This is a genomic window from Streptomyces sp. NPDC055962, from assembly GCF_042270185.1.
In the GTDB taxonomy this organism is placed as follows: domain Bacteria; phylum Actinomycetota; class Actinomycetes; order Streptomycetales; family Streptomycetaceae; genus Streptomyces.
In genome coordinates this window covers 628,452-649,988 of record NZ_JBHJYN010000002.1, presented here as the reverse complement: position 1 = coordinate 649,988, position 21,537 = coordinate 628,452, and the positions used below count along the sequence as shown (strand labels likewise).

The 21,537-nt window shown below is 70.5% G+C and carries 19 protein-coding genes; 8 read left to right on the top strand and 11 right to left on the bottom strand.

The window, feature by feature from the left end; genetic code table 11:
* Positions 1-254: 254 nt before the first annotated feature.
* Genes ACFC51_RS08080 through ACFC51_RS08070 form a run of 3 tightly spaced genes read left to right on the top strand, consistent with a single transcriptional unit; the run spans position 255 to position 3,026 of the window.
* Entirely contained in the window at positions 255-524 is a 270-nt protein-coding gene (locus ACFC51_RS08080) for a hypothetical protein (protein WP_376527567.1), read from the top strand.
* Positions 517-1,161 (top strand): RNA polymerase sigma factor, encoded by a 645-nt coding sequence (locus tag ACFC51_RS08075; RefSeq protein WP_376527564.1) that lies wholly within the window; start codon positions 517-519, stop codon positions 1,159-1,161. The genes ACFC51_RS08080 and ACFC51_RS08075 overlap by 8 nt, the downstream gene beginning before the upstream one ends.
* Complete coding sequence (locus ACFC51_RS08070; RefSeq protein ID WP_376527561.1) at positions 1,158-3,026, top strand: M48 family metallopeptidase; 1,869 nt, start codon at positions 1,158-1,160, stop codon at positions 3,024-3,026. Before ACFC51_RS08075 ends, ACFC51_RS08070 begins: the two co-directional genes overlap by 4 nt.
* A 21-nt stretch (positions 3,027-3,047) precedes the next feature.
* Here ACFC51_RS08070 and ACFC51_RS08065 read toward each other — a convergent pair whose 3' ends face one another.
* The 4 genes from ACFC51_RS08065 to ACFC51_RS08050 form a co-directional block, all read right to left on the bottom strand.
* Positions 3,048-4,064 carry an ArsR/SmtB family transcription factor gene (locus ACFC51_RS08065; protein WP_376368543.1) on the bottom strand — a complete coding sequence of 339 codons (1,017 nt, stop codon included), beginning with the start codon at positions 4,062-4,064 and terminating at the stop codon, positions 3,048-3,050.
* 469 nt (positions 4,065-4,533) lie between these two features.
* Entirely contained in the window at positions 4,534-7,245 is a 2,712-nt protein-coding gene (gene ppdK, locus ACFC51_RS08060; protein ID WP_376368544.1) for a pyruvate, phosphate dikinase, read from the bottom strand.
* Positions 7,246-7,809: 564 nt separating this feature from the next.
* The gene (gene dusB / locus ACFC51_RS08055) at positions 7,810-8,958 is read right to left on the bottom strand and encodes a tRNA dihydrouridine synthase DusB (RefSeq protein WP_376527558.1); all 1,149 of its coding nucleotides are present in this window, start codon (positions 8,956-8,958) and stop codon (positions 7,810-7,812) included.
* A gap of 103 nt (positions 8,959-9,061) precedes the next feature.
* Positions 9,062-9,955, bottom strand: a complete 894-nt coding sequence (locus ACFC51_RS08050) for a helix-turn-helix transcriptional regulator (protein WP_376368546.1) — start codon at positions 9,953-9,955, stop codon at positions 9,062-9,064.
* Between the two features lie 100 nt (positions 9,956-10,055).
* Between ACFC51_RS08050 and ACFC51_RS08045 the strand changes: the two genes are divergently transcribed.
* Positions 10,056-11,522, top strand: coding sequence for an MFS transporter (locus ACFC51_RS08045; RefSeq protein WP_376368547.1), 1,467 nt, complete (start codon positions 10,056-10,058; stop codon positions 11,520-11,522).
* A gap of 69 nt (positions 11,523-11,591) precedes the next feature.
* On the opposite strand, the gene ACFC51_RS08040 is transcribed toward ACFC51_RS08045, so the two are convergent.
* The 3 genes from ACFC51_RS08040 to ACFC51_RS08030 all read right to left on the bottom strand — a co-directional run bounded on the left by ACFC51_RS08040 (position 11,592) and on the right by ACFC51_RS08030 (position 13,672).
* Positions 11,592-11,792 (bottom strand): DUF6243 family protein, encoded by a 201-nt coding sequence (locus ACFC51_RS08040; RefSeq protein WP_376368548.1) that lies wholly within the window; start codon positions 11,790-11,792, stop codon positions 11,592-11,594.
* Positions 11,793-11,979: 187 nt separating this feature from the next.
* Positions 11,980-12,183 (bottom strand): hypothetical protein, encoded by a 204-nt coding sequence (locus ACFC51_RS08035; RefSeq protein WP_073747065.1) that lies wholly within the window; start codon positions 12,181-12,183, stop codon positions 11,980-11,982.
* A 106-nt stretch (positions 12,184-12,289) separates the two neighbouring features.
* Positions 12,290-13,672 (bottom strand): glycine--tRNA ligase, encoded by a 1,383-nt coding sequence (locus tag ACFC51_RS08030; protein WP_376368549.1) that lies wholly within the window; start codon positions 13,670-13,672, stop codon positions 12,290-12,292.
* A gap of 218 nt (positions 13,673-13,890) precedes the next feature.
* Here ACFC51_RS08030 and ACFC51_RS08025 point away from each other — a divergent pair, with 218 nt between their 5' ends.
* From ACFC51_RS08025 to ACFC51_RS08010, 4 genes are all read left to right on the top strand, one after another.
* Positions 13,891-14,865, top strand: coding sequence for a metal ABC transporter substrate-binding protein (locus ACFC51_RS08025; RefSeq protein ID WP_376527555.1), 975 nt, complete (start codon positions 13,891-13,893; stop codon positions 14,863-14,865).
* A gap of 41 nt (positions 14,866-14,906) precedes the next feature.
* A complete protein-coding gene (locus ACFC51_RS08020) occupies positions 14,907-15,683 on the top strand; it encodes a metal ABC transporter ATP-binding protein (protein ID WP_376368551.1) in 777 nt (258 codons plus the stop codon).
* Complete coding sequence (locus tag ACFC51_RS08015) at positions 15,683-16,582, top strand: metal ABC transporter permease (RefSeq protein ID WP_376528014.1); 900 nt, start codon at positions 15,683-15,685, stop codon at positions 16,580-16,582. The genes ACFC51_RS08020 and ACFC51_RS08015 overlap by 1 nt, the downstream gene beginning before the upstream one ends.
* Positions 16,583-16,647: 65 nt before the next feature.
* The gene (locus ACFC51_RS08010; protein WP_329228689.1) at positions 16,648-17,082 is read left to right on the top strand and encodes a Fur family transcriptional regulator; all 435 of its coding nucleotides are present in this window, start codon (positions 16,648-16,650) and stop codon (positions 17,080-17,082) included.
* A 37-nt stretch (positions 17,083-17,119) separates the two neighbouring features.
* On the opposite strand, the gene ACFC51_RS08005 is transcribed toward ACFC51_RS08010, so the two are convergent.
* From ACFC51_RS08005 to leuA, 4 genes are all read right to left on the bottom strand, one after another.
* Positions 17,120-17,953 (bottom strand): isoprenyl transferase, encoded by an 834-nt coding sequence (locus ACFC51_RS08005; protein ID WP_376368552.1) that lies wholly within the window; start codon positions 17,951-17,953, stop codon positions 17,120-17,122.
* Positions 17,954-17,975: 22 nt separating this feature from the next.
* Positions 17,976-18,722, bottom strand: coding sequence for a DNA repair protein RecO (gene recO, locus ACFC51_RS08000; RefSeq protein ID WP_376368553.1), 747 nt, complete (start codon positions 18,720-18,722; stop codon positions 17,976-17,978).
* 113 nt (positions 18,723-18,835) lie between these two features.
* Positions 18,836-19,510, bottom strand: a complete 675-nt coding sequence (locus ACFC51_RS07995) for a TerB family tellurite resistance protein (RefSeq protein WP_376368554.1) — start codon at positions 19,508-19,510, stop codon at positions 18,836-18,838.
* 229 nt (positions 19,511-19,739) lie between these two features.
* Entirely contained in the window at positions 19,740-21,533 is a 1,794-nt protein-coding gene (leuA, locus tag ACFC51_RS07990; protein WP_376368555.1) for a 2-isopropylmalate synthase, read from the bottom strand.
* Between the last annotated feature and the right edge of the window lie 4 nt (positions 21,534-21,537).

The window sequence follows — 21,537 nt, the reverse complement described above, 5'->3', positions numbered from 1 at the left end:
CGGGGCGCCGTAAAACTCATCGGCCTGCGTGGGGCTGTTCCCTCCACGCCTCCTCACCGCCCGGTCCAGCAGGACATTTCATCATTCCGCCCCCTGACCGGACGCCACCGGTGAAAACTGAATGTGGTCGTGGGGGGCGGCCCTCGGCGGGCCTTTGAAAAAAAATGACCGCACATATCTAAGAGATCCGCCTCCTCCTCCCTCTACGTACCAGCGCCGCTGATCCGCAGCGGCCGGATCTTCGAGGAGACGGCATGACACCGGAGGCACTGCTCCCCGTGTTGCTGGCGGTCGCGGCCGGGGCACTGCACCTGGCCAGGGACATGGTGCGGCAGAACGCCGTGCGGACGGCCGAGGAGGCACACCGCAGGATGCTGGTGGACCTGATGGGCCGCTGCGGTCCCGACTCACAGCTCGTGGACCGCCGGTCCGACGGAGCGGAACTGACCGTGCGCTCGGGCACTCCCGCGCGGTCCGACGCCCTGGAAGCCGTCCGGCCGGAGCGGGGCGAGCGCCGTGGCTGACCGGGACCTCCACTACGGCGGGTCCGCCTCCGGGCTCGACTTCACCGCGTTCTACAGGGAGTTCCGCCCCTCGCTCGTGGGCCTGGGCGTCCTGTTGTGCGGCAACCTCCAGGACGCAGAGGACGCCGCGCAGTGCGCCCTGGAGGAGGCGCGGATCCGCTGGGCGGACATCAGCCATCCGAGGGCCTACACCAGGAAGGCCCTGATCCGGCAGCTGACCGGCAGCCGGAGGTGGTGGCACAGTTTCAAGTCGCCGGCCGAGCAGGAGATCCCCCTGCCGGGGGACTCACCTGTCGAGGAACACATGATGGTGCTGGACATCCTGGCGGCGGTGGACAAGCTGCCCCGGCGTCAGCGCCAGGTGATGTCCCTGCTCGGTGAGCACGAACTCACCGTGGCGGAGATCGCCGAGATCCTGGGCGTCACCACCAACGCCGTCCATCAGAACATCCATCACGCACGACCCAAGCTCCGGATGCTCCTGGCGCTGGAGCCCGGTCCCGTCTCTTCGGGCGACCGCTTCGCCGCGCTCTCGCCGAGCGACGAACTGGTCGTCCTGCTCCGTACCGCCGTCAGCCTGCTGCGCCGGGGGGTCCGGGCCGCGCAGAGCGCGGGCCGAGGGGAGGGACACCGGTGAGTCACCGCCTCCGCCTGGCTTGCGCCGCACTCCTCCTGTTGAGCTTCTACGCCGGCGTCGGCCTCTCGGTGCTGGCCTGGGCGGCCCTGATCGTGATGGTCTTCGTCTCCACCGGCGCCGAGGGGGCGACCACCTTCCCCGCCCCCGGGTTCCTCTTCTTCGCCGGGACGGCTCCCCTGGTCTACGCCCTGCTCGACGCCGTCCGCAGGTCTCTCTTCCTCACCGGGACGCAAGAGGCTCAGGGCGTGGCGACCAGCCCGCGCGAGGCCGCGGCGCTCCACGCGCTCGTGGACGAACTGACGCGCCGCTTCGGGATCCGCGAGCCGGTCCACATCCGGCTCACCCGGCAGGCCTGCGCGGAGATGTCGGACGAGGACACGCGCTACCTGGGCCTGGCCGACGGTAACCATGTCCTCTCCGTGGGCCTCCCGCTGCTGGCCGCTCTCCCCCGCGACCAGGTCAGGATGATCCTGGCCCATGAATGCGCCCATCTCTCCCTGCGCCACCACCGTGTCCGCGCGTTCACCGTCCGGCTGGAGCTCAGCCTGACCGTCGCCCGTGACTCGCTCCAGAGGTTCGGCGGGGCGAACGGTCTGGTCGCCACCTATACCGCGTTCCCCCGGGCACTGACAGGCGCGTACATCCGGCTGTTCCGGTGGATCGTCCAGCCGGTACGCAGACGCCAGGAGCTGGAGGCGGACGCGGCGGCTGCGGCGGCCTGCGGTGCCCCCCTGCTGGCCGAGGCCCTCGTCGGGCAGGCCATGACCGAGCGGCTCTGGGGGCATTTCCAACAGGTGTTCCTGGAAGCGGCTCCTGCCGGGGTGCTGCCCACGGACCCCTTCAAGGGCTTCGGGGCGGCGCTCTCCAATCCGGGGATCCGGGACCGTCTCCCGGCCCTGCGGACCGAGGTGGTGACCGTGTCGGCCGTGGACACGGAGTTCGGCTCGTCCCACCCCGGCCTCGCGGAGCGGATACGGCGTCTCCTGGGAAGCGCGACCCTTGCGCCGCAGTCCTCGTTCCGGCCCGACCCCGCTCTGCTCCCCGGCCTCCCCTCCGGGGACATCGCCCGGCTGCTGCCTCTCTACGCTTCCACGCGCAAGGCCACGCTGCCGTGGAAGCAGTGGCTCGCCCGGTGGGCGGACCAGCACGACGCCCACCTCACCACGTCACTCCTCGACGCGGTCCGGTCGTTGTCACCGCGGGGCCGGCGGATCACCCTGCGCCACGTCCTGCTCATGCTGGACTCGGGCGAGCGGATGACGCTGGCCCGAGCTGTCGAGGCACGGCTGTCGAAGACCGGGCACGACAGCGAGCCACTGGATCTCCTGGCCCGGGCACTCCTCGTGCTGGTGCGCTCCCGGCTCGGCGAGCACACGGTCCGCCGCCCCCTTCTGCGGGACCTGGTGACGGACGCCGTGAGACAACCCGCGCATACGTCCCGTCTTTCCCTGTACCTGGCCTCGCTCGGAGTGGACGAGGACGAGCCTCTGGACAGCGACGCGCAGCTCACCTACACGATGCGCACGATGTCCCGGAAGCTGCCCGAGAAGGGAGGCGAGCTGGTCCGGACACTCCGCCGGGCCACTCTGACCATCCTGGTCGTGGGACTCACCGCAGGGGGCTGCTACTGGAACATGCGCCCCGCACCGAAGCAGCAGCACACCGTGGTCGTGCCGGATCGTCGTTCCGGCACCTCCACCGACTCCCCCACGCTGCCGGGCCCTGGATTCGTCGCGCCGTCCTTCCCGTCCTACCCGTCCGATCCCCTCGCGGATCCCTTCGCGCCCTACAGGGATCCGCGGCCGGTGATCACCGTGCCGCCCCAGCCGGCGATCACGTCGCTCCTGGACCCGGCCGCCCGGTGAACGCGCCGCCGGCTCCGGCCCTCAGGGCACCGGGAGCGGGGCGCCGCCCCTCAGCAGGGCGGCGCCCAGCGGGGTGAGCGTGTGCAGGACGGAGCTGCCGTGGCGCAGGGTCCGGACCAGGCCGGCCTCGCGCAGCACGCAGGCGTGCTGGCTCGCGGACGCGAGGGACACCCCGGTCCTGCGGGCCAGTTCACTCGTGGTGCAGCCGTTGTCTATGGACCGCAGGACCGCGGAGCGGGTGTGGCCCACGAGCCGGCCGAGCCAGGGTCCGGGCTCCGCGAAGACCGGCGCGCCGGGGTGGGTGACCGGGTAGACGAGGACCGGTGGGAGACGGGGGTCGCGGTAGACGACGGGGGTGCCACGACAGAAGAACGAGGGCTGGAGGAGCAGGCCCCGCCCGTCGAGGTGGAGGTCCCGGTCGACGGGGTAGTCCGCCTCCAGGACGGGGGCGCGCCAGCGGATCACCGGTGGAAGGGTGGCCAGCAGTTCTTCGGCCCCGCCGTCCAGCAGGGCGCGGCCCCGGACGGCCCGGTCGGCCTCGACGCTCGCCCGGATGTGCTGCCAGTAGGGCTCTACGGCGGCACGGTGGTAGGCACGCAGGGCGGAGATGAGGCGCCCCAGGGGCTCCGTACGCCCTTCTGCGAGTGTCTCCGGCAGGGCGCCGGTCGAGGTGTGCCCGCCGGACGGCCGGCGCGTCGAGGGGCCGTCACCGGGCAGCAGCGCGATCTCCTCGCGGATCCGGTCCGCGGGAGTGTCGCGGAGCGCCTCCATTCCGGCGTCGAGCCCCAGGGGTTCACCGGCCCCTCCGGAAGGCGTCAGGAAGTCGGGAAAATAGCCGCGGGTCGGAACGACCGCGGAGAGCAGACGCGTTTCACCGTTCAACCGATTGCGGGATTCCTTCCGCCATTTCCCGAAGACCGTGGAACCCCGCCGGTCTCTCAGACGGTGAAGACTGAGAACGGTCTCCCACATCGCGTCCGGCCTCGTGGCCATCCGCACGCGCGAAAGGTCCACTCCGGACACATGGATACGCAGCACCGAACCCCCACCTGTTGCATCCGCAATTCCCCCCACCGAAGCGTATGCACAGCGTCACAGGAGGTCACCACGGAGTTTCGGCCACAGTTGAAATGTCTCGCCCGAATCCACGCCACCCGAAAAGCTGTACGACGTCGGGTACGCATCCGGCGTCACCGAAAGAGCGGGTGAGGGCCGTGGGGGGCCTCGCACGTTCGGCGGCGGTGAGCGACGGTGCGGCTCCGTACCCGGCAGGGGTAAGCGGGTGCGGTCCGGGGGTGGGGATCCCCGGACCGCACCCGGCCGACGGGCCCCGGCTTTGCTCACCGAACGTTGAAAAGCCGACCATGTAAATGGTTCGCCGTTCAATTGACGAAGCGGCGGCACCCCCGCACAGGGTGCCGCCGCTTCCTGGTAATCCGGATCCGCCGTCGGACCGATGAGGGTCGGTGATCCGCCGGCGGTGTCCGGAGTCGGGAAGGCCGCCGGGTCAGCGGCTGTCGCTGCCCCGCGATTCGGCCGCGGCCCGGCCCGCTTCCAGTCGTGCGACCGGAATGCGGAACGGCGAGCAGGAGACGTAGTCCAGCCCCACCTCGTGGAAGAAGTGCACCGACTCCGGGTCCCCGCCGTGCTCGCCGCAGATGCCGAGCTTGAGGTCCGGACGGGTGGCCCGGCCCGCCTCCACCGCACTGCGCACGAGGGCGCCGACGCCGTCCTTGTCGATCGTCTCGAACGGCGACACCCCGAAGATGCCCTTCTCCAGGTACGCGGTGAAGAACGAGGCCTCCACGTCGTCGCGGGAGAAGCCCCACACCGTCTGCGTGAGGTCGTTGGTGCCGAAGGAGAAGAACTGTGCTGCCTCCGCGATCTGACCGGCGGTCAGCGCGGCGCGGGGCAGCTCGATCATCGTGCCGATGGACAGCTTCAGCTCGGTGCCCGTGGCCGCCTCGACCTCCGCGATGACGCGGTCGGCCTCCTCGCGGACGATCTCCAGCTCCTGGACCGTGCCGACGAGCGGGATCATGATCTCGGCGCGCGGGTCGCCCTTGGCGTTCTTGCGCTGCGCCGCCGCCTCCGCGATGGCGCGGACCTGCATGGCGAACAGACCCGGGATGACCAGGCCCAGACGGACCCCGCGCAGCCCCAGCATCGGGTTCTGCTCGTGGAGCTTGTGCACGGCCTGCAGCAGGCGCAGGTCGTTCTCGTTGGCGTCCTTGCGGGACTCGGCGAGCGCCACCCGCACGGAGAGCTCGGTGATGTCGGGCAGGAACTCGTGGAGCGGCGGGTCGAGCAGCCGTACGGTGACGGGCAGCCCGTCCATCGACTCGAACAGCTCGATGAAGTCGGCCTTCTGGAGCGGAAGCAGCGCGTCCAGCGCCGCCTCACGCTCGTCGTCGGTGTCCGCGAGGATCAGCTTCTCGACCATCTCGCGGCGCTCGCCGAGGAACATGTGCTCGGTGCGGCACAGCCCGATGCCCTGGGCGCCGAAGCGACGGGCCCGCGAGGCGTCCTCGGCGTTGTCCGCGTTCGCCCGTACGCGCAGCCGGCGTACCCGGTCGGCGTACGCCATGATGCGGTGCACGGCGGCGACGAGCTCGTCGGCGTCGTCGGCGCCCGCGTGCATCCGGCCCTCGAAGTACTCGACGACCGGGGACGGGACGACGGGCACCTCGCCGAGGTACACCTTGCCCGTGGAGCCGTCGACGGAGACGAGGTCGCCCTCCTCCACGACGGTGTCGCCGACCGTGAGCCGGCGGCGCTTGGTGTCGACCTCGATCTCCTCGGCACCGCAGACGCAGGTCTTGCCCATGCCGCGGGCGACGACGGCGGCGTGCGAGGTCTTGCCGCCGCGCGAGGTCAGGATGCCCTCGGCGGCGATCATGCCGTCGAGGTCGTCGGGGTTGGTCTCCCGGCGGATGAGGATGACCTTCTCGCCCGAACGCGACCACTTGACGGCGGTGTACGAGTCGAAGACGGCCTTGCCCACGGCCGCGCCCGGGGAGGCGGCGATGCCCCGGCCCAGCAGCACGCTGGCGGCGCCGTGGTCGAAGCGCGGGAACATCAGCTGCGCGAGCTGGGCGCCGTTGACCCGCTGGAGCGCCTCGGCCTCGTCGATGAGCCCCTGGTCGACGAGCTGGGTGGCGATGCGGAAGGCGGCACCGGCGGTGCGCTTGCCGACCCGGGTCTGGAGCATCCAGAGCTGACCGCGCTCGATGGTGAACTCGATGTCGCAGAGATCCTTGTAGTGGGTCTCCAGCGTCTCCATGATCTTCATCAGCTGGTCGTACGACGTCTTGTCGATCGACTCCAGCTCGGCGAGCGGCACGGTGTTGCGGATGCCCGCGACGACGTCCTCGCCCTGCGCGTTCTGGAGGTAGTCGCCGTACACGCCCTGGTGGCCGCTGGCCGGGTCACGGGTGAACGCGACGCCCGTACCGGAGTCCGGGCCGAGGTTGCCGAAGACCATCGAGCAGATGTTGACGGCCGTGCCGAGGTCGCCGGGGATGCGCTCCTGGCGGCGGTAGAGCTTGGCGCGGTCGGTGTTCCACGAGTCGAAGACCGCGTTTATGGCCAGGTCCATCTGCTCGCGCGGGTCCTGCGGGAAGTCCCGCCCGGCGTCCCGGGTCACGATCTTCTTGAACTGCTTGACCAGCTTCTTCAGGTCGGCCGCGTCGAGGTCCACGTCGACCGTGACGCCCTTGGCCTCCTTCGCGGCCTCCAGCGCCTCCTCGAAGAGGTCGCCGTCGACTCCGAGCACCGTCTTGCCGAACATCTGGATGAGACGGCGGTAGGAGTCCCACGCGAAGCGCTCGTCACCGGCCTGCGCGGCGAGGCCGACGACCGAGGCGTCGGAGAGACCGATGTTGAGGACCGTGTCCATCATGCCGGGCATCGAGAACTTCGCACCGGAACGGACGGAGACCAGCAGCGGGTCGTCCGCCTGGCCGAGGTCCTTGCCCATGCGCCGCTCGAGCGCGGTGAGGTGCGCGCTGACCTCGTCACGCAGCTCGGCCGGCGAGTCACCGCTGTCGAGGTAGACCTTGCAGGCCTCGGTGGTGATGGTGAAGCCCGGAGGGACGGGCAGCCCGAGGTTGGTCATCTCGGCGAGGTTGGCACCCTTGCCGCCCAGAAGATCTTTCAGATCCTTGTTGCCCTCGGTGAAGTCGTAGACGAACTTCTGGGGATCTTTGTTTTCCGACACGGGTCTCGACTCCTCGAGGACGCGGTGGCTGCCCTGACGGCGAGGAACATACCCAGATCGAAGGTGTCTGGGTACGGCCACGTGCGCGTCATGAGGTCTCAACCACCCGTCCGCCAGCAGATCGAAAGTGACCCGCGGACGACATGCGGAGAAGCAGTTCGTTCACCTCTCGAAGACATCACCACGAAGCGTGCACGGAATGGCCGACTTCATGCACGGAGGGTAGGGGATGCTTTGATCGATCAAAGTAAACCCGCCTGGCACCCAGTGCCGCCATTTGAGAAGTACAGCATCCTCAAGAGCGCTCATCTGAGCCATGCACGCCTCAGGCGTGGCGAGAATCACGCCCCCACTCGCGCTCAGATGTCACCATCCGGACCTCCGGAGGTCGATCCCCGGTCACCACAGAGCCACGAATGCGTCACTCATCGTGACGCCTGCCGCCCGCAAGGAGGGCGGTGCCACGCGCAGCCACCGATTCGCACCGGATCCCAGAAGAAAATCCCGCTCGGATGAGCGGGCTCTCTTTTGGGGCACCCGGTGCCCCGACGCGGCGGACGACGCTCAGCCGCCCGACGTGTCCAGCTCGGCGTCGGCGCTCACACCCGCGCAGTCGTACGGGTCCTTGAGCCAGCCGTCGGGCAGCGCCACCCGGTTGTTCCCGGAGGTACGCCCCCGGGGCCCGTCCGCGCCGTCCGGCCAGGGCTGGTCCAGGTCGAGCTCCTGGAGCTGCCCGCCCAGCTCCTCCAGCGACGAGGTGACCGCGAGCCTCCTGCGCATGTCCGAGCCGACCGCGAAGCCCTTGAGGTACCAGGCCACGTGCTTGCGGAAGTCGATCACGCCGCGGCTCTCGTCGCCGATCCACTCCCCCAGCAGCGTCGCGTGGCGCAGCATCACGTCCGCGACCTGCCGCAGGGCGGGCGCCTGCCTCGCACCCGTGCCCTCGAAGGCGCTGACCAGGTCGCCGAAGAGCCAGGGGCGGCCCAGGCAGCCACGTCCGACGACGACGCCGTCGCATCCCGTCTCCCGCATCATCCGCAGGGCGTCGTCGGCGCTCCAGATGTCGCCGTTGCCGAGGACGGGGATCTCCGGGACGTGCTCCTTGAGGCGCGCGATGGCGTCCCAGTCCGCCGTTCCGCCGTAGTGCTGGGCGGTGGTCCTGCCGTGCAGGGCGACGGCCGTGATCCCCTCCTCGACGGCGATGCGGCCCGCGTCGAGGTAGGTGGTGTGGTCGTCGTCGATACCCTTGCGCATCTTGATGGTGACCGGGAGGTCGCCCGCCTGCGCGACGGTCTCGCGGAGGATCGCGCGGAGCAGGGGCCGCTTGTACGGGAGCGCGGAGCCGCCCCCCTTGCGGGTGACCTTGGGGACCGGGCAGCCGAAGTTGAGGTCGATGTGGTCGGCGAGGTCCTCGTCCACGATCATGCGGACCGCCTTGCCGACGGTCACCGGATCCACCCCGTACAGCTGGATGGAGCGCGGAGTCTCGCTCGCGTCGAAGTGGATGAGCTGCATGGTCTTCTCGTTGCGCTCGACCAGCGCCCGGGTGGTGATCATCTCGCTGACGAACAGCCCCTTGCCGCCCGAGAACTCACGGCACAGGGTGCGGAAGGGCGCGTTGGTGATGCCGGCCATGGGGGCGAGAACGACCGGCGGCTGCACGGTGTGCGGGCCGATCCGGAGCAGCGGGAGGGAGGGGGCGAGCATGGTCATGGCACCCATTGTCCCGTACGCGCGCCCCGGCGCGGGAGCCGCCCGCCCGGCCCCGTACGCGCACCGCCTCGCCGAGCCGCGCACTCAGGCCCGGGAGGGCTCCTCAGGCCCGGGAGGGCTCCTTCGCCCGGGAGGGCTCCTCGGCGAGGGCCGAGTCCAGCAGTCGCTCCAGACCCTGCCGGGACTCCTCGTCCGAGGGGACGTACGTCACCAGGCGCGGGCCCACCGAGGGCCCCAGCCAGAGATCGGTGTGGTCGAGCCGGAGGAGTCCCACCCGGGAGTTACGGAAGATCTTGGTCCGGTTGGAGGGGCCGACGACCTCGTGGCGGGCCCAGATCTCCGCGAACTCGGGCGAGGCCGCCTCCAGCCGCGCCAGCAGGGCCTTCCAGGCCGGCTCGGCCAGGTGCCCCGCCATCGCGGCGCGGAACTTGGCGGCCATCAGCCGCTGCGCGCCGGGCAGGTCGACGACGGAGGAGCGCCAGTCCTCGTTCGTGTAGGCGAGCAGCATGCAGTTGCGGTCCTCGGGGGCCACCGCGTCCAGGTCGCACAGCAGCCGCCCGTAGGTGCGGTTGTGGGCGAGGATGTCGTACCGGCTGTTCTGCACGCAGGCCGGGAAGGGCTCAAGGCGCGTGAGCATCTCCTGGAAGGCCGGGGTGATGCCCGCGCAGTCGGAGCCCGGCGCCGGGTCCACGGAACCGGCGAGGGCGAAGAGGTGGGTGCGCTCGCTGGGGTCGAGCAGCAGGGCACGGGCCAGCGAGTCGAGGACCTGGGGCGAGACGTGGATGTCACGGGCCTGCTCCAGCCACGTGTACCAGGTGACACCGACGGCCGAGAGCTGGGCGACCTCCTCGCGCCGCAGGCCGGGGGTCCGCCTGCGGCGGCCACGGGCCAGGCCGACCTGCTCCGGGGTGATCCGCTCGCGACGGCTGCGGAGGAAGCCGGCGAGCTCGTGCCGCCGGACGTCCGGCTCGGATACCTCTGTCGCCACGGTCGTCATGCTCCCAGCATGCCGAAGGATGGGAGGTGTTTCCAGGTGCTTCCGGTACCAGGATAAAGACACTCTGGTACCAGGCTGGCCGACGGTCCATCGTCGAAGCGTGAGTGATTCCTCCGTACTGACGAACACGCCCGCCACCGGCACCCCGGTGGCCCGCCACGACCACCCCGCGCCGGTGCTCGGCCCGCTCGGGCTGTTCACGGTGCTGCTCGGCGCGGCACTGCCCCTCATCGACTTCTTCATCGTCAACGTCGCGCTGCCCACCATCGACCACGACCTGGCCGCGGGCCCCGCCCTGCTCGAACTCGTCGTGGCGGGCTACGGCCTCGCTTACGCCGTACTGCTCGTGCTCGGCGGCCGCCTCGGGGACATGGCCGGACGGCGCAGGCTCTTCCTCATCGGGATGGCCGGGTTCGGCCTCACCTCCCTCGCCTGCGGACTGGCCCCCGACGCCTGGACCCTCGTGGGGGCCAGGGTGGCTCAGGGAGCCGCCGCGGCGCTGATGCTGCCGCAGGTGCTCGCCACCATCCAGGCGGCCACGGCCGGACACCGCCGGGCCCGGGCCATGAGCCTGTACGGGGCGACGGCCGGGCTCTCGATGGTCGCCGGCCAGATCCTCGGAGGTGTCCTGGTCTCCGCGGCGCCGCTGTCCTCCGTGTTCGGCGAGAGCGCGGGCTGGCGGTCGGTCTTCCTCGTGAACGTCCCGGTGGCGGTGGTGGGCCTCTTCCTGGCCACCCGCACGGTGCCGGAGAGCCGCTCGGACCGGCCGGCCCCCGTCGACGTACCGGGCACGCTGTTGCTGGCCCTCTCCCTGGTGACGCTGCTGGCCCCGCTGACCGAGGGCCGGGCAGCGGGCTGGCCGCTGTGGACGTGGGTGTCCCTGGGCCTGTTCCCGTTCGCCGCGGTGGCCTTCTACCGGGTTGAGCGGCGGGCCGACGCCCGGGGGCGGACACCGCTGGTGCCGCCGAGCCTGCTGCGGCTGGACTCCCTGCGGCGCGGACTGGCGCTGGTGGTGCCCTTCTCCATCGGCTTCGGCGGCTTCATGTTCGTGATCGCCGTCGCCCTCCAGCAGGGCCTGGGGATGGGTCCGGCCGCGGCGGGGCTGTCGCTGGCCCCGATGGCCGCCGCCTTCTTCGCGGCCTCACTGGCCGGCCCCCGGCTGGTGCGCCGCTTCGGCAGCCGGGTCGTGACGGCCGGCGGGCTGATCCAGGGCGTGGGCATCACCGTGCTGGTGCTGACCGTGTGGGGCGGCTGGCCGGACCTCGGACTGCCGGGCCTGCTCCCGGGCGTCGCGCTCGCCGGGCTGGGGCAGGGGCTGCAACTGCCCGTGCTGTTCCGCATCGTGCTGTCCGACGTGCCGGCCGACCGGGCCGGCGTGGGCGGCGGGGTGATGACGACGACACAGCAGGCCGCCCTGGCCCTCGGCGTGGCCACGCTGGGGACGCTGTTCCTCGCACTGGCCGCGGACGGGATGCGGGACGCGCTGATCGTAACGCTGCTGGTGCAGCTGGCGGCCGTCGTCCTGACGGTCCTGCTGAGCCTGCGGCTCCCCCGCACGGTGCGGTGAGCGCGACGGACGCGGGCCCGGATCACCGAGGTGATCCGGGCCCGCGGTCGTACGGGTGGTGCGAGGAGGTCAGCTCTCGGCCGGTGCGTCCTGCGCCGGCGCGGCCTCGGCGGCGGCGCGCTCACGCATCTTGCGCACCAGCTCCTGCTTCTTGTCCTCGGCGGCCTTGCGGTCGGCGTTGCGCGCCGGGCCGGCGCCCTGCTGTTCGGCGCGGGACAGCTTCTTGCGCTGTCCGCCCACGCCGAGGAGGTTGTTGCGGCTCTTGGCCACGGAGTTCTCCCGGTGCTGAGTTGCGGAGGTGGGGATGACGTGTCGTCGATCGATCCGATGGGTGACGGGCGTTCGGGCCCGTCACGCGCTCACTCGTAGATCTGGAAGAACGAATACATGCCACAGAAGGTACCCCGGTCCGAGGGGCGCCTCATCCGGTTTTTTCCGGCCGTGCTCCGCTCCGGGCTCAGGCAGTCGGGTCGACCGTGGCCTGGTGCGCCTCGGTCAGGTGCTCCTCGGCCTTGAGCCAGGGCAGGAACTGCGCCCCCTTGCGCCATCCGCAGGTGTCGCAGGTCAGCTGCCGCTGCATCCCCGACTTCCGTACGTGGACGACGTGTTCACGGCCGTGCTGGTCCCATCTGCTGACCTTGCTCGTGGTCATGGACGGCATCCCGGGCCTCCCTGTGGACGAGTGGGGCCAGTCTGCACGAGGCCCCCGGCTCCGTGTGCCGGAACCGGGGGCTTCGTGGGGGCTTCGTTATGAAGACGGGGTGCGGTCAGCAGCCCAGCAGGCGGGAGCCGAGGTAGCTCTGGATCTGGTCCAGCGAGACGCGCTCCTGCTTCATGGTGTCGCGCTCGCGCACGGTCACCGCGTTGTCGTCCAGGGTGTCGAAGTCGACGGTGACGCAGAACGGCGTACCGATCTCGTCCTGGCGGCGGTAGCGGCGGCCGATGGCGCCCGCGTCGTCGAACTCGATGTTCCAGTTCTGCCGCAGGTCGGCGGCAAGGCCCTTGGCCTTCGGCGACAGCTGGGCGTTGCGGGACAGCGGCAGGACCGCGACCTTGACGGGCGCCAGGCGCGGGTCGAGGCGCATCACGGCGCGCTTCTCCATGACACCCTTGGCGTTGGGGGCCTCGTCCTCGCTGTACGCGTCGAGGAGGAACGCCAGCATCGAGCGGCCGACGCCGGCCGCGGGCTCGATGACGTACGGCGTGTAGCGCTCGTTCTTCTCCTGGTCGAAGTAGACGAGGTCCGTGCCGGAGGCCTTGGAGTGCGCCTTGAGGTCGTAGTCGGTGCGGTTGGCGACGCCCTCCAGCTCGCCCCACTCGCTGCCGCCGAAGCGGAAGCGGTACTCGATGTCAGCGGTGCGCTTGGAGTAGTGGGAGAGCTTCTCCTGCGGGTGCTCGAACCACCGCATGTTCTCCTCGCGCATGCCGAGACCGGTGTACCAGTTCCAGCGCTGCTCCATCCAGTACTCCTGCCACTGCTCGTCCTCGCCCGGCTTGACGAAGAACTCCATCTCCATCTGCTCGAACTCGCGCGTGCGGAAGATGAAGTTGCCCGGAGTGATCTCGTTCCGGAAGGACTTGCCCATCTGCGCGATGCCGAACGGCGGCTTCTTGCGCGAGGTCTGCAGTACCTGGCCGAAGTTGGTGAAGATGCCCTGGGCGGTCTCGGGGCGCAGGTAGGCGACCGAGCCGGAGTCCTGCGTCGGGCCGAGGTGGGTGGAGAGGAGCCCCGAGAACGCCTTGGGCTCGGTGAAGGTGCCCTTGTTGCCGCAGTTGGGGCAGTTGAGGTCGGCCAGGCCGTTCACGGGCGGCTTGCCGTGCTTCTCCTCGTACGCCTCCTCCAGGTGGTCGGCGCGGTAGCGCTTGTGACAGGAGGTGCACTCGGTGAGCGGGTCCGAGAAAGTGGCGACGTGGCCGGAGGCGACCCAGACCTCGGGGGCAAGGATGACCGACGAGTCGAGACCGACCACGTCCTCGCGCGCGGTGACCATGTAACGCCACCACTGGCGCTTGAGGTTCTCCTTCAGCTCGACGCCCAGCGGCCCGTAGTCCCAGGCGGCGCGCTGGCCGCCGTAGATCTCACTGCAGGGATAGACGAAGCCACGGCGCTTGCTCAGGCTGACGATGGTGTCGATCTTGTCGGCGGCCACGGTGCTCTCTTCATTACGACGGCGAAACGGGACAGGGACGGCGCGCGGCGCCTCGGTGGGGGTGGTGATCAGGAGACGGGCGGGCGAATACCTCAGATTACCGGCGGGCGCACCCTCCGGATCAAATCGGTGGGACACATAGCGGGCCCGACGCTGCGATCCGGGCATCTCATCAGCCTTGTTGACAATCGTTTCCACTTTTGTTGAAAATGACTGTCATGAACGTACGCCGCCTCATACCCACCGCCGCCGTCGCCGGAGCAGTCGCCCTCGGCCTCACCGCGCTCTCCGCCTGCTCCTCCTCCGACGCGGGCGAGGGCGGCGGCGACGGCAAGCTGGCCGTGGTGGCGTCCTTCTACCCCATGCAGTTCCTCGCCGAGGAGATCGGCGGCTCCCACGTCTCCGTGACCTCGCTGACGAAGCCGGGGGCGGAGCCCCACGACCTGGAGCTGTCCCCCCGGCAGATCGGCGGCCTGAGCGACGCCGACTACATCCTCTACCTCAAGAACGTCCAGCCCGCCGTCGACGACGCCGTCGCGCAGGCCGGAGTCGAGAACACCGTGGACGCGGCCACGCTGACCACCCTGGAGAACCACGGCTCCGAGGTCGGCCACGACCACGGCGAGGACGAGGGCGGGGAGCACGAGCACGAGCACGAGGGCGAGGAGGCCGGCCTCGACCCCCACATCTGGCTGGACCCGGTGAAGTACGCCGAGGTCGCCGCGGGCGTCGGGAAGTCGCTGGAGAAGGCCGACCCCGACAACGCCGCGGACTACCGCACGAACACGGAGAACCTCGTCGCCCGGCTGAACGAGCTGGACAAGGCCTACGAGAGCGGCCTGAAGGACACGGCGACGAAGACGTTCATCACCACCCACTCCGCCTTCGGATACCTCGCCGAGCGCTACGGCCTCACCCAGGAGGGCATCGCCGGCATCGACCCCGAGGCCGAGCCCAGCCCCGCCCGGATCGACGAGATCCACCACGTCGCCGAGGAGTCCGGGGCCACCACGGTGTTCTTCGAGACGCTCGCCAGCGACAGGACCGCCAGGACCCTGGCGAAGGACCTCGGTCTGAAGACCGCCGTCCTGGACCCGCTGGAGGGAATCACCGGCAAGTCCGCGGGCGCTGACTACCTCGAGGTCATGGAGTCCAACCTGACCGCGCTGAAGAAGGCCCTCGGCGCGAAGTGACCCGAGCAACACCCGAACCCGTCGCAGCACCGGAGGCGATCATGCCCGAGCCCAGTACGCCAGAACCCGTGATCAGCATGCGCGGAGCCACGGCGACGCTCGGCTCGCGCCCGGTGCTGCGCGGCGTCGACCTCACCGTCCACCGCGGCGAGGTCGTGGCCCTGCTCGGGGCCAACGGCTCCGGCAAGTCCACCGCCGTACGCTCCGTCATCGGCCAGGTGCCCCTCACCGGCGGCACCGTCGAACTCTTCGGCACCCCGCTGCGCCGCTTCCGCACGTGGTCCCGCGTCGGTTACGTGCCGCAGCGCACCACGGCGGCCGGAGGCGTCCCCGCCACGATCCGCGAGGTCGTCGCGTCCGGGCGGCTCTCACGTACGAAGTTCAGGCTGCCGGGCAGGGCGGACCGGGCGGCCGTGGACCGGGCGATCGAGCTCGTCGGCCTCTCCGACCGCGCCAGGGACTCCGTGAGCGCCCTCTCCGGCGGCCAGCACCAGCGGGTGCTGATCGCCCGCGCGCTCGTCGCCGAGCCCGAGGTGCTGATCATGGACGAGCCCATGGCGGGCGTCGACCTGGCCAGCCAGGAGATCCTCGCCACGACGCTGCGCGAGCAGGTCGCGGGCGGGGCGACGGTGCTGCTCGTCCTGCATGAGCTCGGCGCCCTGGAGCCCCTGATCGACCGGGCGATCGTCCTGCGCGACGGCTGCGTCATGCACGACGGGCCGCCCCCCGAGGCCGTGGGACAGCACGCACTTCCCGGCCACGACCATGTACACCCCCACGCGGCCACCGAGCCCGTCCGGACGGGACTGCTGACCTGATCATGCTGGAATTCCTGAATCCCCCCTTCATGCAGCGGGCCCTGATCGCGGCCGTACTGGTCGGCATCACCGCCCCCGCCATCGGCATCTACCTGGTCCAGCGCCGCCAGGCCCTGATGGGCGACGGCATCGGCCATGTGGCCATGACCGGTGTCGGCCTCGGCTTCCTGCTCTCCACCAGCCCCGTCTGGATGGCGACGCTCGTCGCCGTCGCCGGCTCGGTCGTGATGGAGCTCATCCGCTGGTACGGCCGCACCCGCGGCGACATCGCCCTGGCCATGCTCTTCTACGGCGGCATGGCGGGCGGGGTGATGCTGATCAACCTCTCGGACACCGGCTCCAACGCCAACCTGACCTCGTACCTCTTCGGCTCCCTCTCGACGGTCTCCGAGGAGGACGTCGTCGCGATCGTCGCGCTGGCCGCCTTCGTCGTACTGGTCACCGTGGGGCTGCGGCGGCAGCTGTTCGCGGTCAGCCAGGACGAGGAGTTCGCCCGGGTCACCGGGCTGCCGGTGCGCGTGCTCAACCTGCTGGTCGCCGTCACGGCCGCGATCACGGTCACCGTGGCGATGCGGGTCGTGGGCCTGCTGCTGGTCAGCGCGCTGATGGTGGTGCCCGTCGCCGCCGCCCAGCAGATCTCGAAGTCCTTCAGGGTGACGTTCGTCCTGGCCGTCGTCATCGGTACGGCCGTCACCCTGGCCGGCACCGTGACCTCGTACTACCAGGACGTGCCGCCCGGCGCGACGATCGTGCTGCTGGCCATCGCCGCGTTCGTCCTGCTGACCGCGCTCGCCGCGCCGCTGGCCCGCAGGCGCGCCAGGGAGCGTACGGGCGAGGACGACCGGTGCACCCTTGAGGTACCGGCGGCCCGCCCGGCGCAGGACGACGTGCGCGTGTGACCGTGCCGGCGGGCCGGGCTGGCACAATGGCCCGACAGACGTACGGGCGACACGAGGAGGCAGCTGTGGCGACGGCGCCGATCAGTGGCACGAACGCGGCACCGGTACGCGGCCGGTCCACCCGGCAGCGGGCGGCGGTCGCGGCGGCGCTCGACGAGGTCGACGAGTTCCGCAGCGCCCAGGACCTGCACGACGTGCTCAAGCACCGGGGCGACTCGGTCGGGCTGACCACGGTCTACCGCACGCTCCAGTCCCTCGCCGACGCCGGCGAGGTGGACGTCCTGCGCACGACGGACGGCGAAGCGGTCTACCGGCGCTGCTCGACCGGCGACCACCATCACCACCTGGTCTGCCGTGTCTGCGGCAAGGCCGTCGAGGTCGAGGGTCCCGCCGTGGAGCAGTGGGCGGAGACCGTCGCCTCGCAGCACGGCTACGTGAACGTGGCCCACACGGTGGAGATCTTCGGGACCTGCGCGGACTGCGCGGCCGAGCGGAGCTGACGTACGGAGGGGCCCCACCGGGGCCCCTCCGTCCCGCTCAGCCCTCGGTGGTCCCCCCGGCGTCCTTGGTGATCTCCTCGGCGCCGCCGAAACGCCGGTCCCGGCGGGCGAACTCCAGGCAGGCGTTCCAGAGGTCACGGCGGTCGAAGTCCGGCCACAGGACGTCCTGGAAGACCATCTCGGCGTACGCGCTCTGCCAGATCAGGTAGTTGGACGTCCGCTGCTCGCCGCTGGGGCGCACGAAGAGGTCCACGTCCGGCATGTCCGGGTAGTAGATGTACTTCGCGAACGTCTTCTCGTTGACCTTCGAGGGGTCGAGCTTCCCCGCCGCGACGTCCTCGGCGATGCGCTGCGCCGCGTCGGCGATCTCGGCCCGGCCGCCGTAGTTGACGCAGAAGTACAGCGTCATCCTGTCGTTGTCCTTGGTCTGCTCCTGGGCGACCTGGAGCTCCTGGACGACGGACTTCCACAGCTTCGGCATGCGGCCGACCCAGCGGATGCGGATGCCGAGCGCGTCCATCTCGTCGCGGCGGCGCCGGATGACGTCCCGGTTGAAGTTCATGAGGAACTTCACCTCGTCCGGCGAGCGCTTCCAGTTCTCCGTGGAGAACGCGTACAGCGAGAGGTTCTTGACGCCCATCTCGATGCAGCCCTTGAGGACGTCCATGACGACGCCTTCGCCGACCTTGTGGCCCTCGGTCCGCGGAAGGCCCCGCTCCTTGGCCCAGCGGCCGTTCCCGTCCATCACGACGGCGACGTGCTTGGGAACGAGCTCACCGGGGATCTTCGGCGGGGTGGCGCCGGAGGGGTGCGGCTCGGGGGTCTTGTACTCACGCCTGTTACGGCCGCCGAGCATCCCGCGTACTGCCATGGGCTTCTCTCGTCTCCCTGTGTCACTTCTCTACGTACCGCAGCGAGCGCAGACCGCGCTCCAGATGCCAGTGCAGGTACGCGGACACGAGCCCGCTCCCCTCCCTGACATGACGCGCCTCGGACGCGTCCGCCGTCTCCCAGTCACCGGTGAGCAAGGCGCTCAGCAGTTCGACGGCCTCCGCCGAGGGTACGACGCTGCCGGGCACCCGGCAGTCGCCGCACACGACGCCTCCCCCCGCGACGGAGAAGAACCGGTTCGGTCCGGGCATTCCGCACTTGGCGCAGTCGTCAAAGCTGGGTGCGTAGCCGTTGACGGCGAGGGAGCGCAGCAGGAACGCGTCCAGGATGAGATTCGGGGCGTGCTCGGCGCGGGCGAGGGTGCGCAGTCCGCCGACGAGCAGGAGGTACTGCTGGACCGCGGGCTCACCCTCGTGGTCGGTGAACCGCTCGGCGGTCTCCAGCATGGCGGTGCCCGCGGTGTAGCGGGCGTAGTCGGAGACGATCCCGCCGCCGTACGGGGCGATCGTCTCGCTCTGGGTGCACAGGGGGAGGCCGCGGCCGACGAGCTCGCTGCCGCGCGCGAAGAACTGCACGTCCACGTGGGAGAAGGGTTCGAGCCGCGCCCCGAACTTGGACTTGGTGCGGCGCACCCCGCGCGCCACGGCACGCACCCGCCCGTGGCCGCGGGTCAGGATCGTGATGATCCGGTCGGCCTCGCCCAGCTTCTGCGTACGCAGCACGACGCCGTCGTCCCGGAACAAGCTCATGCGCCCATTGTCGCGCACCCGGGCACCCGCCCGGGAAGGGGCTCCCAGGGCCCGTGCGGGGCCCGGGAGGCGGTCGGCCGCCCCAGGGGCCGCCCGGGGAGACCTCCGGACTCCTAGGACGGCGTACGTGCCGCTTCGAGCAGCTTCGCCGTCTCGGCGGGGCAGAGCTGGAGCGCGCCGCCCACCGTGGTCAGCACCTCGCGCTCGGCCTGGGTGTACGGGCCGTCGGCGAGCGCGATCCTCGCGCCCCGCAGCAGCACCGCCTCGCGGCCGGCGACGGCCAGGTGGGGTGCGAGCGGCTTCAGGACCTCGTGGAGCTCGATGGCGAGGGCGGCGCCGCACGCCTCGGCGGCGGGTTCGTTCCCGCCGCCGGGCCCGGTGTCGGCGGCCAGCACCTCCACGATGGTGAAGAGCTGCTCCTGGGAGCAGTCGTCGAGTCCCGCGTCGCGGACGACGGCGGCGGCGGTCTCCAGGACCGTGCGGGAGGTGGCGCCGCCCGCGGCGAGCACGGCCAGCGTGAGGGTGTGCACGGCCTCCCGCAGCATGGCGGAGAAGCGGGTGGTGGTGGGGTGGTCGAGGGCGTCGGGCGCGCAGCGCGTCCCGCAGGCGGCGCATTCGACGACGGGCCCCGCGCTGCCCCGGGCCAGCAGGGGCAGGCCGAGGACGGTGAGGCGGTGACGGCCGGTGAGACGGCGGTAGTTGCGGTCGCCGCCGCAGCACGGGCAGAAGAACTCGCCGTCACCGACGGTGTCCCAGACGGTACGGACGCCGTAGATGCGCAGCCTCATGGGGCGTTGTCCTTTGGCTGTCCGCACGTCGCACACCTCCGTAACGCCACGGCAACATTGCCGCGTTGGACGTGATGTTAGCCACATGCGTGTTGCGGCGTCAGCATTCTGGACGTCACAACACCGGGATATGGCCGAACCCCGCCCACCGTTGACGGGTGGACGGGGTTCTCGGACCGAGAGGTTCAGCGGCGTATCGGACGTTTGTCCGCAATGCCGTGCGACGGTGTCAGCGGGTCGCCCGGTTGACCGCGGAGACGACCGCCTTCAGCGAGGCACGCGTGGTGTTGGCGTCGATACCGATGCCCCACAGCACCTTGCCGTCGATCGCGCACTCGATGTAGGAGGCGGCCTGCGCGCTCGCGCCCTCGCTCATCGTGTGCTCGGTGTAGTCCAGCAGGCGGGCGTCGATGCCGATGGCCTGCAGCGCGTCGAAGAACGCGGAGATCGGGCCGTTGCCCGTGCCGGTCAGCACCGTGTCGGAGCCGTCGACGGTGGCCTCGACGGTGATCGTGTCCTGGCCGTCGGAACCGGTCGTCGTCTGGCCGGAGCGGATCTGGACGCGGCCCCAGGCGTTCTCCGGGTTCGGCAGGTACTCGTCCCGGAAGGTGGACCAGATCTGGGTGGGAGTGACCTCGCCGCCCTCGGCGTCGGTCTTGGCCTGAATGATCCGGGAGAACTCGATCTGCATCCGGCGCGGCAGGTCCAGCTTGTGGTCGTTCTTCAGGACGTAGGCGATCCCGCCCTTGCCGGACTGCGAGTTGACCCGGATGACGGCCTCGTAGGAGCGGCCGACGTCCTTCGGGTCGATCGGCAGGTACGGCACCGCCCACTCGATGTCGTCGACGGTCTTCCCCTGCGAGGCCGCGTCGGCCTCCATGGCGTCGAAGCCCTTCTTGATGGCGTCCTGGTGGGAGCCGGAGAAGGCGGTGTAGACCAGGTCGCCCGCGTAGGGGTGGCGCGGGTGGACCTCCATCTGGTTGCAGTACTCGCTGGTGCGGCGGATCTCGTCGATCTGCGAGAAGTCGATCTGCGGGTCGACGCCCTGCGAGAACAGGTTCATGCCCAGGGTGACCAGGTCGACGTTGCCGGTGCGCTCGCCCTGGCCGAACAGGCAGCCCTCGATGCGGTCGGCGCCCGCCATGATCGCCAGCTCGGCGGCGGCGACGGCGGTGCCCCGGTCGTTGTGCGGGTGGACCGACAGGCAGACGTGCTCGCGGCGGCTCAGGTTGCGCGACATCCACTCGAAGCGGTCCGCGTGCGTGGACGGCGTCGAACGCTCCACGGTGGCGGGCAGGTTCAGGATGATCTCGCGGCCCTCCTCGGGCTGCCAGACGTCGCAGACCGCCTCGCAGACCTCCAGGGCGAAGTCCAGCTCGGTGTCGGTGAAGATCTCCGGGCTGTACTGGTAGCCGAAGATCGTCTCGTCGCCCAGGATCTTGTCCGCGTACTCCATGACCAGGCGGGTGCCGTCCACGGCGATCTGCTTGACCTCCTCCTTCGAGCCGCGGAAGACCACGCGGCGGAAGGTGGGTGCGGTGGCGTTGTACAGGTGGACGGTGGCCCGGCGGGCACCGACCAGTGACTCGACGGTCCGCTCGATCAGTTCCTCACGGGCCTGCGTCAGGACGGAGATCGTCACGTCCTCGGGGATCGCGCCCTCTTCGATGATCGAGCGGACGAAGGCGAAGTCGGTCTCGCCGGAGGACGGGAAGCCGACCTCGATCTCCTTGTAGCCCATACGTACGAGCAGGTCGAACATCTCGCGCTTGCGGGCCGGCGACATGGGGTCGATCAGGGCCTGGTTGCCGTCACGCAGGTCGGTGGACAGCCAGCGGGGCGCCACGGTGATGCGGTTGTCCGGCCACGTGCGGTCGGCGATGTCCACGGCCTCGTAACCGCGGTACTTGTGGACCGGCATCCCGGAAGGCTTCTGCAGCTGCTTCGCGTTCGTCACCGGCGTGGGACCACCTACAGGGGTGGGGACGGCATCGGTGTGCACGGGGGGATTCACTGCGGTCATGGCG

Excerpts from the sequence above, each read along its gene's own strand:
- ACFC51_RS08080 (WP_376527567.1), top strand. The coding sequence starts at position 255 with ATGACACCGGAGGCACTGCTCCCCGTGTTGCTGGCGGTCGCGGCCGGG.
- dusB (WP_376527558.1), bottom strand. The coding sequence starts at position 8,958 with ATGACCATGCTCGCCCCCTCCCTCCCGCTGCTCCGGATCGGCCCGCAC.
- ACFC51_RS08050 (WP_376368546.1), bottom strand. The coding sequence starts at position 9,955 with ATGACGACCGTGGCGACAGAGGTATCCGAGCCGGACGTCCGGCGGCAC.
- ACFC51_RS08035 (WP_073747065.1), bottom strand. The coding sequence starts at position 12,183 with ATGCCGTCCATGACCACGAGCAAGGTCAGCAGATGGGACCAGCACGGC.
- ACFC51_RS08025 (WP_376527555.1), top strand. The coding sequence starts at position 13,891 with ATGAACGTACGCCGCCTCATACCCACCGCCGCCGTCGCCGGAGCAGTC.
- ACFC51_RS08020 (WP_376368551.1), top strand. The coding sequence starts at position 14,907 with ATGCCCGAGCCCAGTACGCCAGAACCCGTGATCAGCATGCGCGGAGCC.
- ACFC51_RS08005 (WP_376368552.1), bottom strand. The coding sequence starts at position 17,953 with ATGGCAGTACGCGGGATGCTCGGCGGCCGTAACAGGCGTGAGTACAAG.
- recO (WP_376368553.1), bottom strand. The coding sequence starts at position 18,722 with ATGAGCTTGTTCCGGGACGACGGCGTCGTGCTGCGTACGCAGAAGCTG.
- ACFC51_RS07995 (WP_376368554.1), bottom strand. The coding sequence starts at position 19,510 with ATGAGGCTGCGCATCTACGGCGTCCGTACCGTCTGGGACACCGTCGGT.
- leuA (WP_376368555.1), bottom strand. The coding sequence starts at position 21,533 with ATGACCGCAGTGAATCCCCCCGTGCACACCGATGCCGTCCCCACCCCT.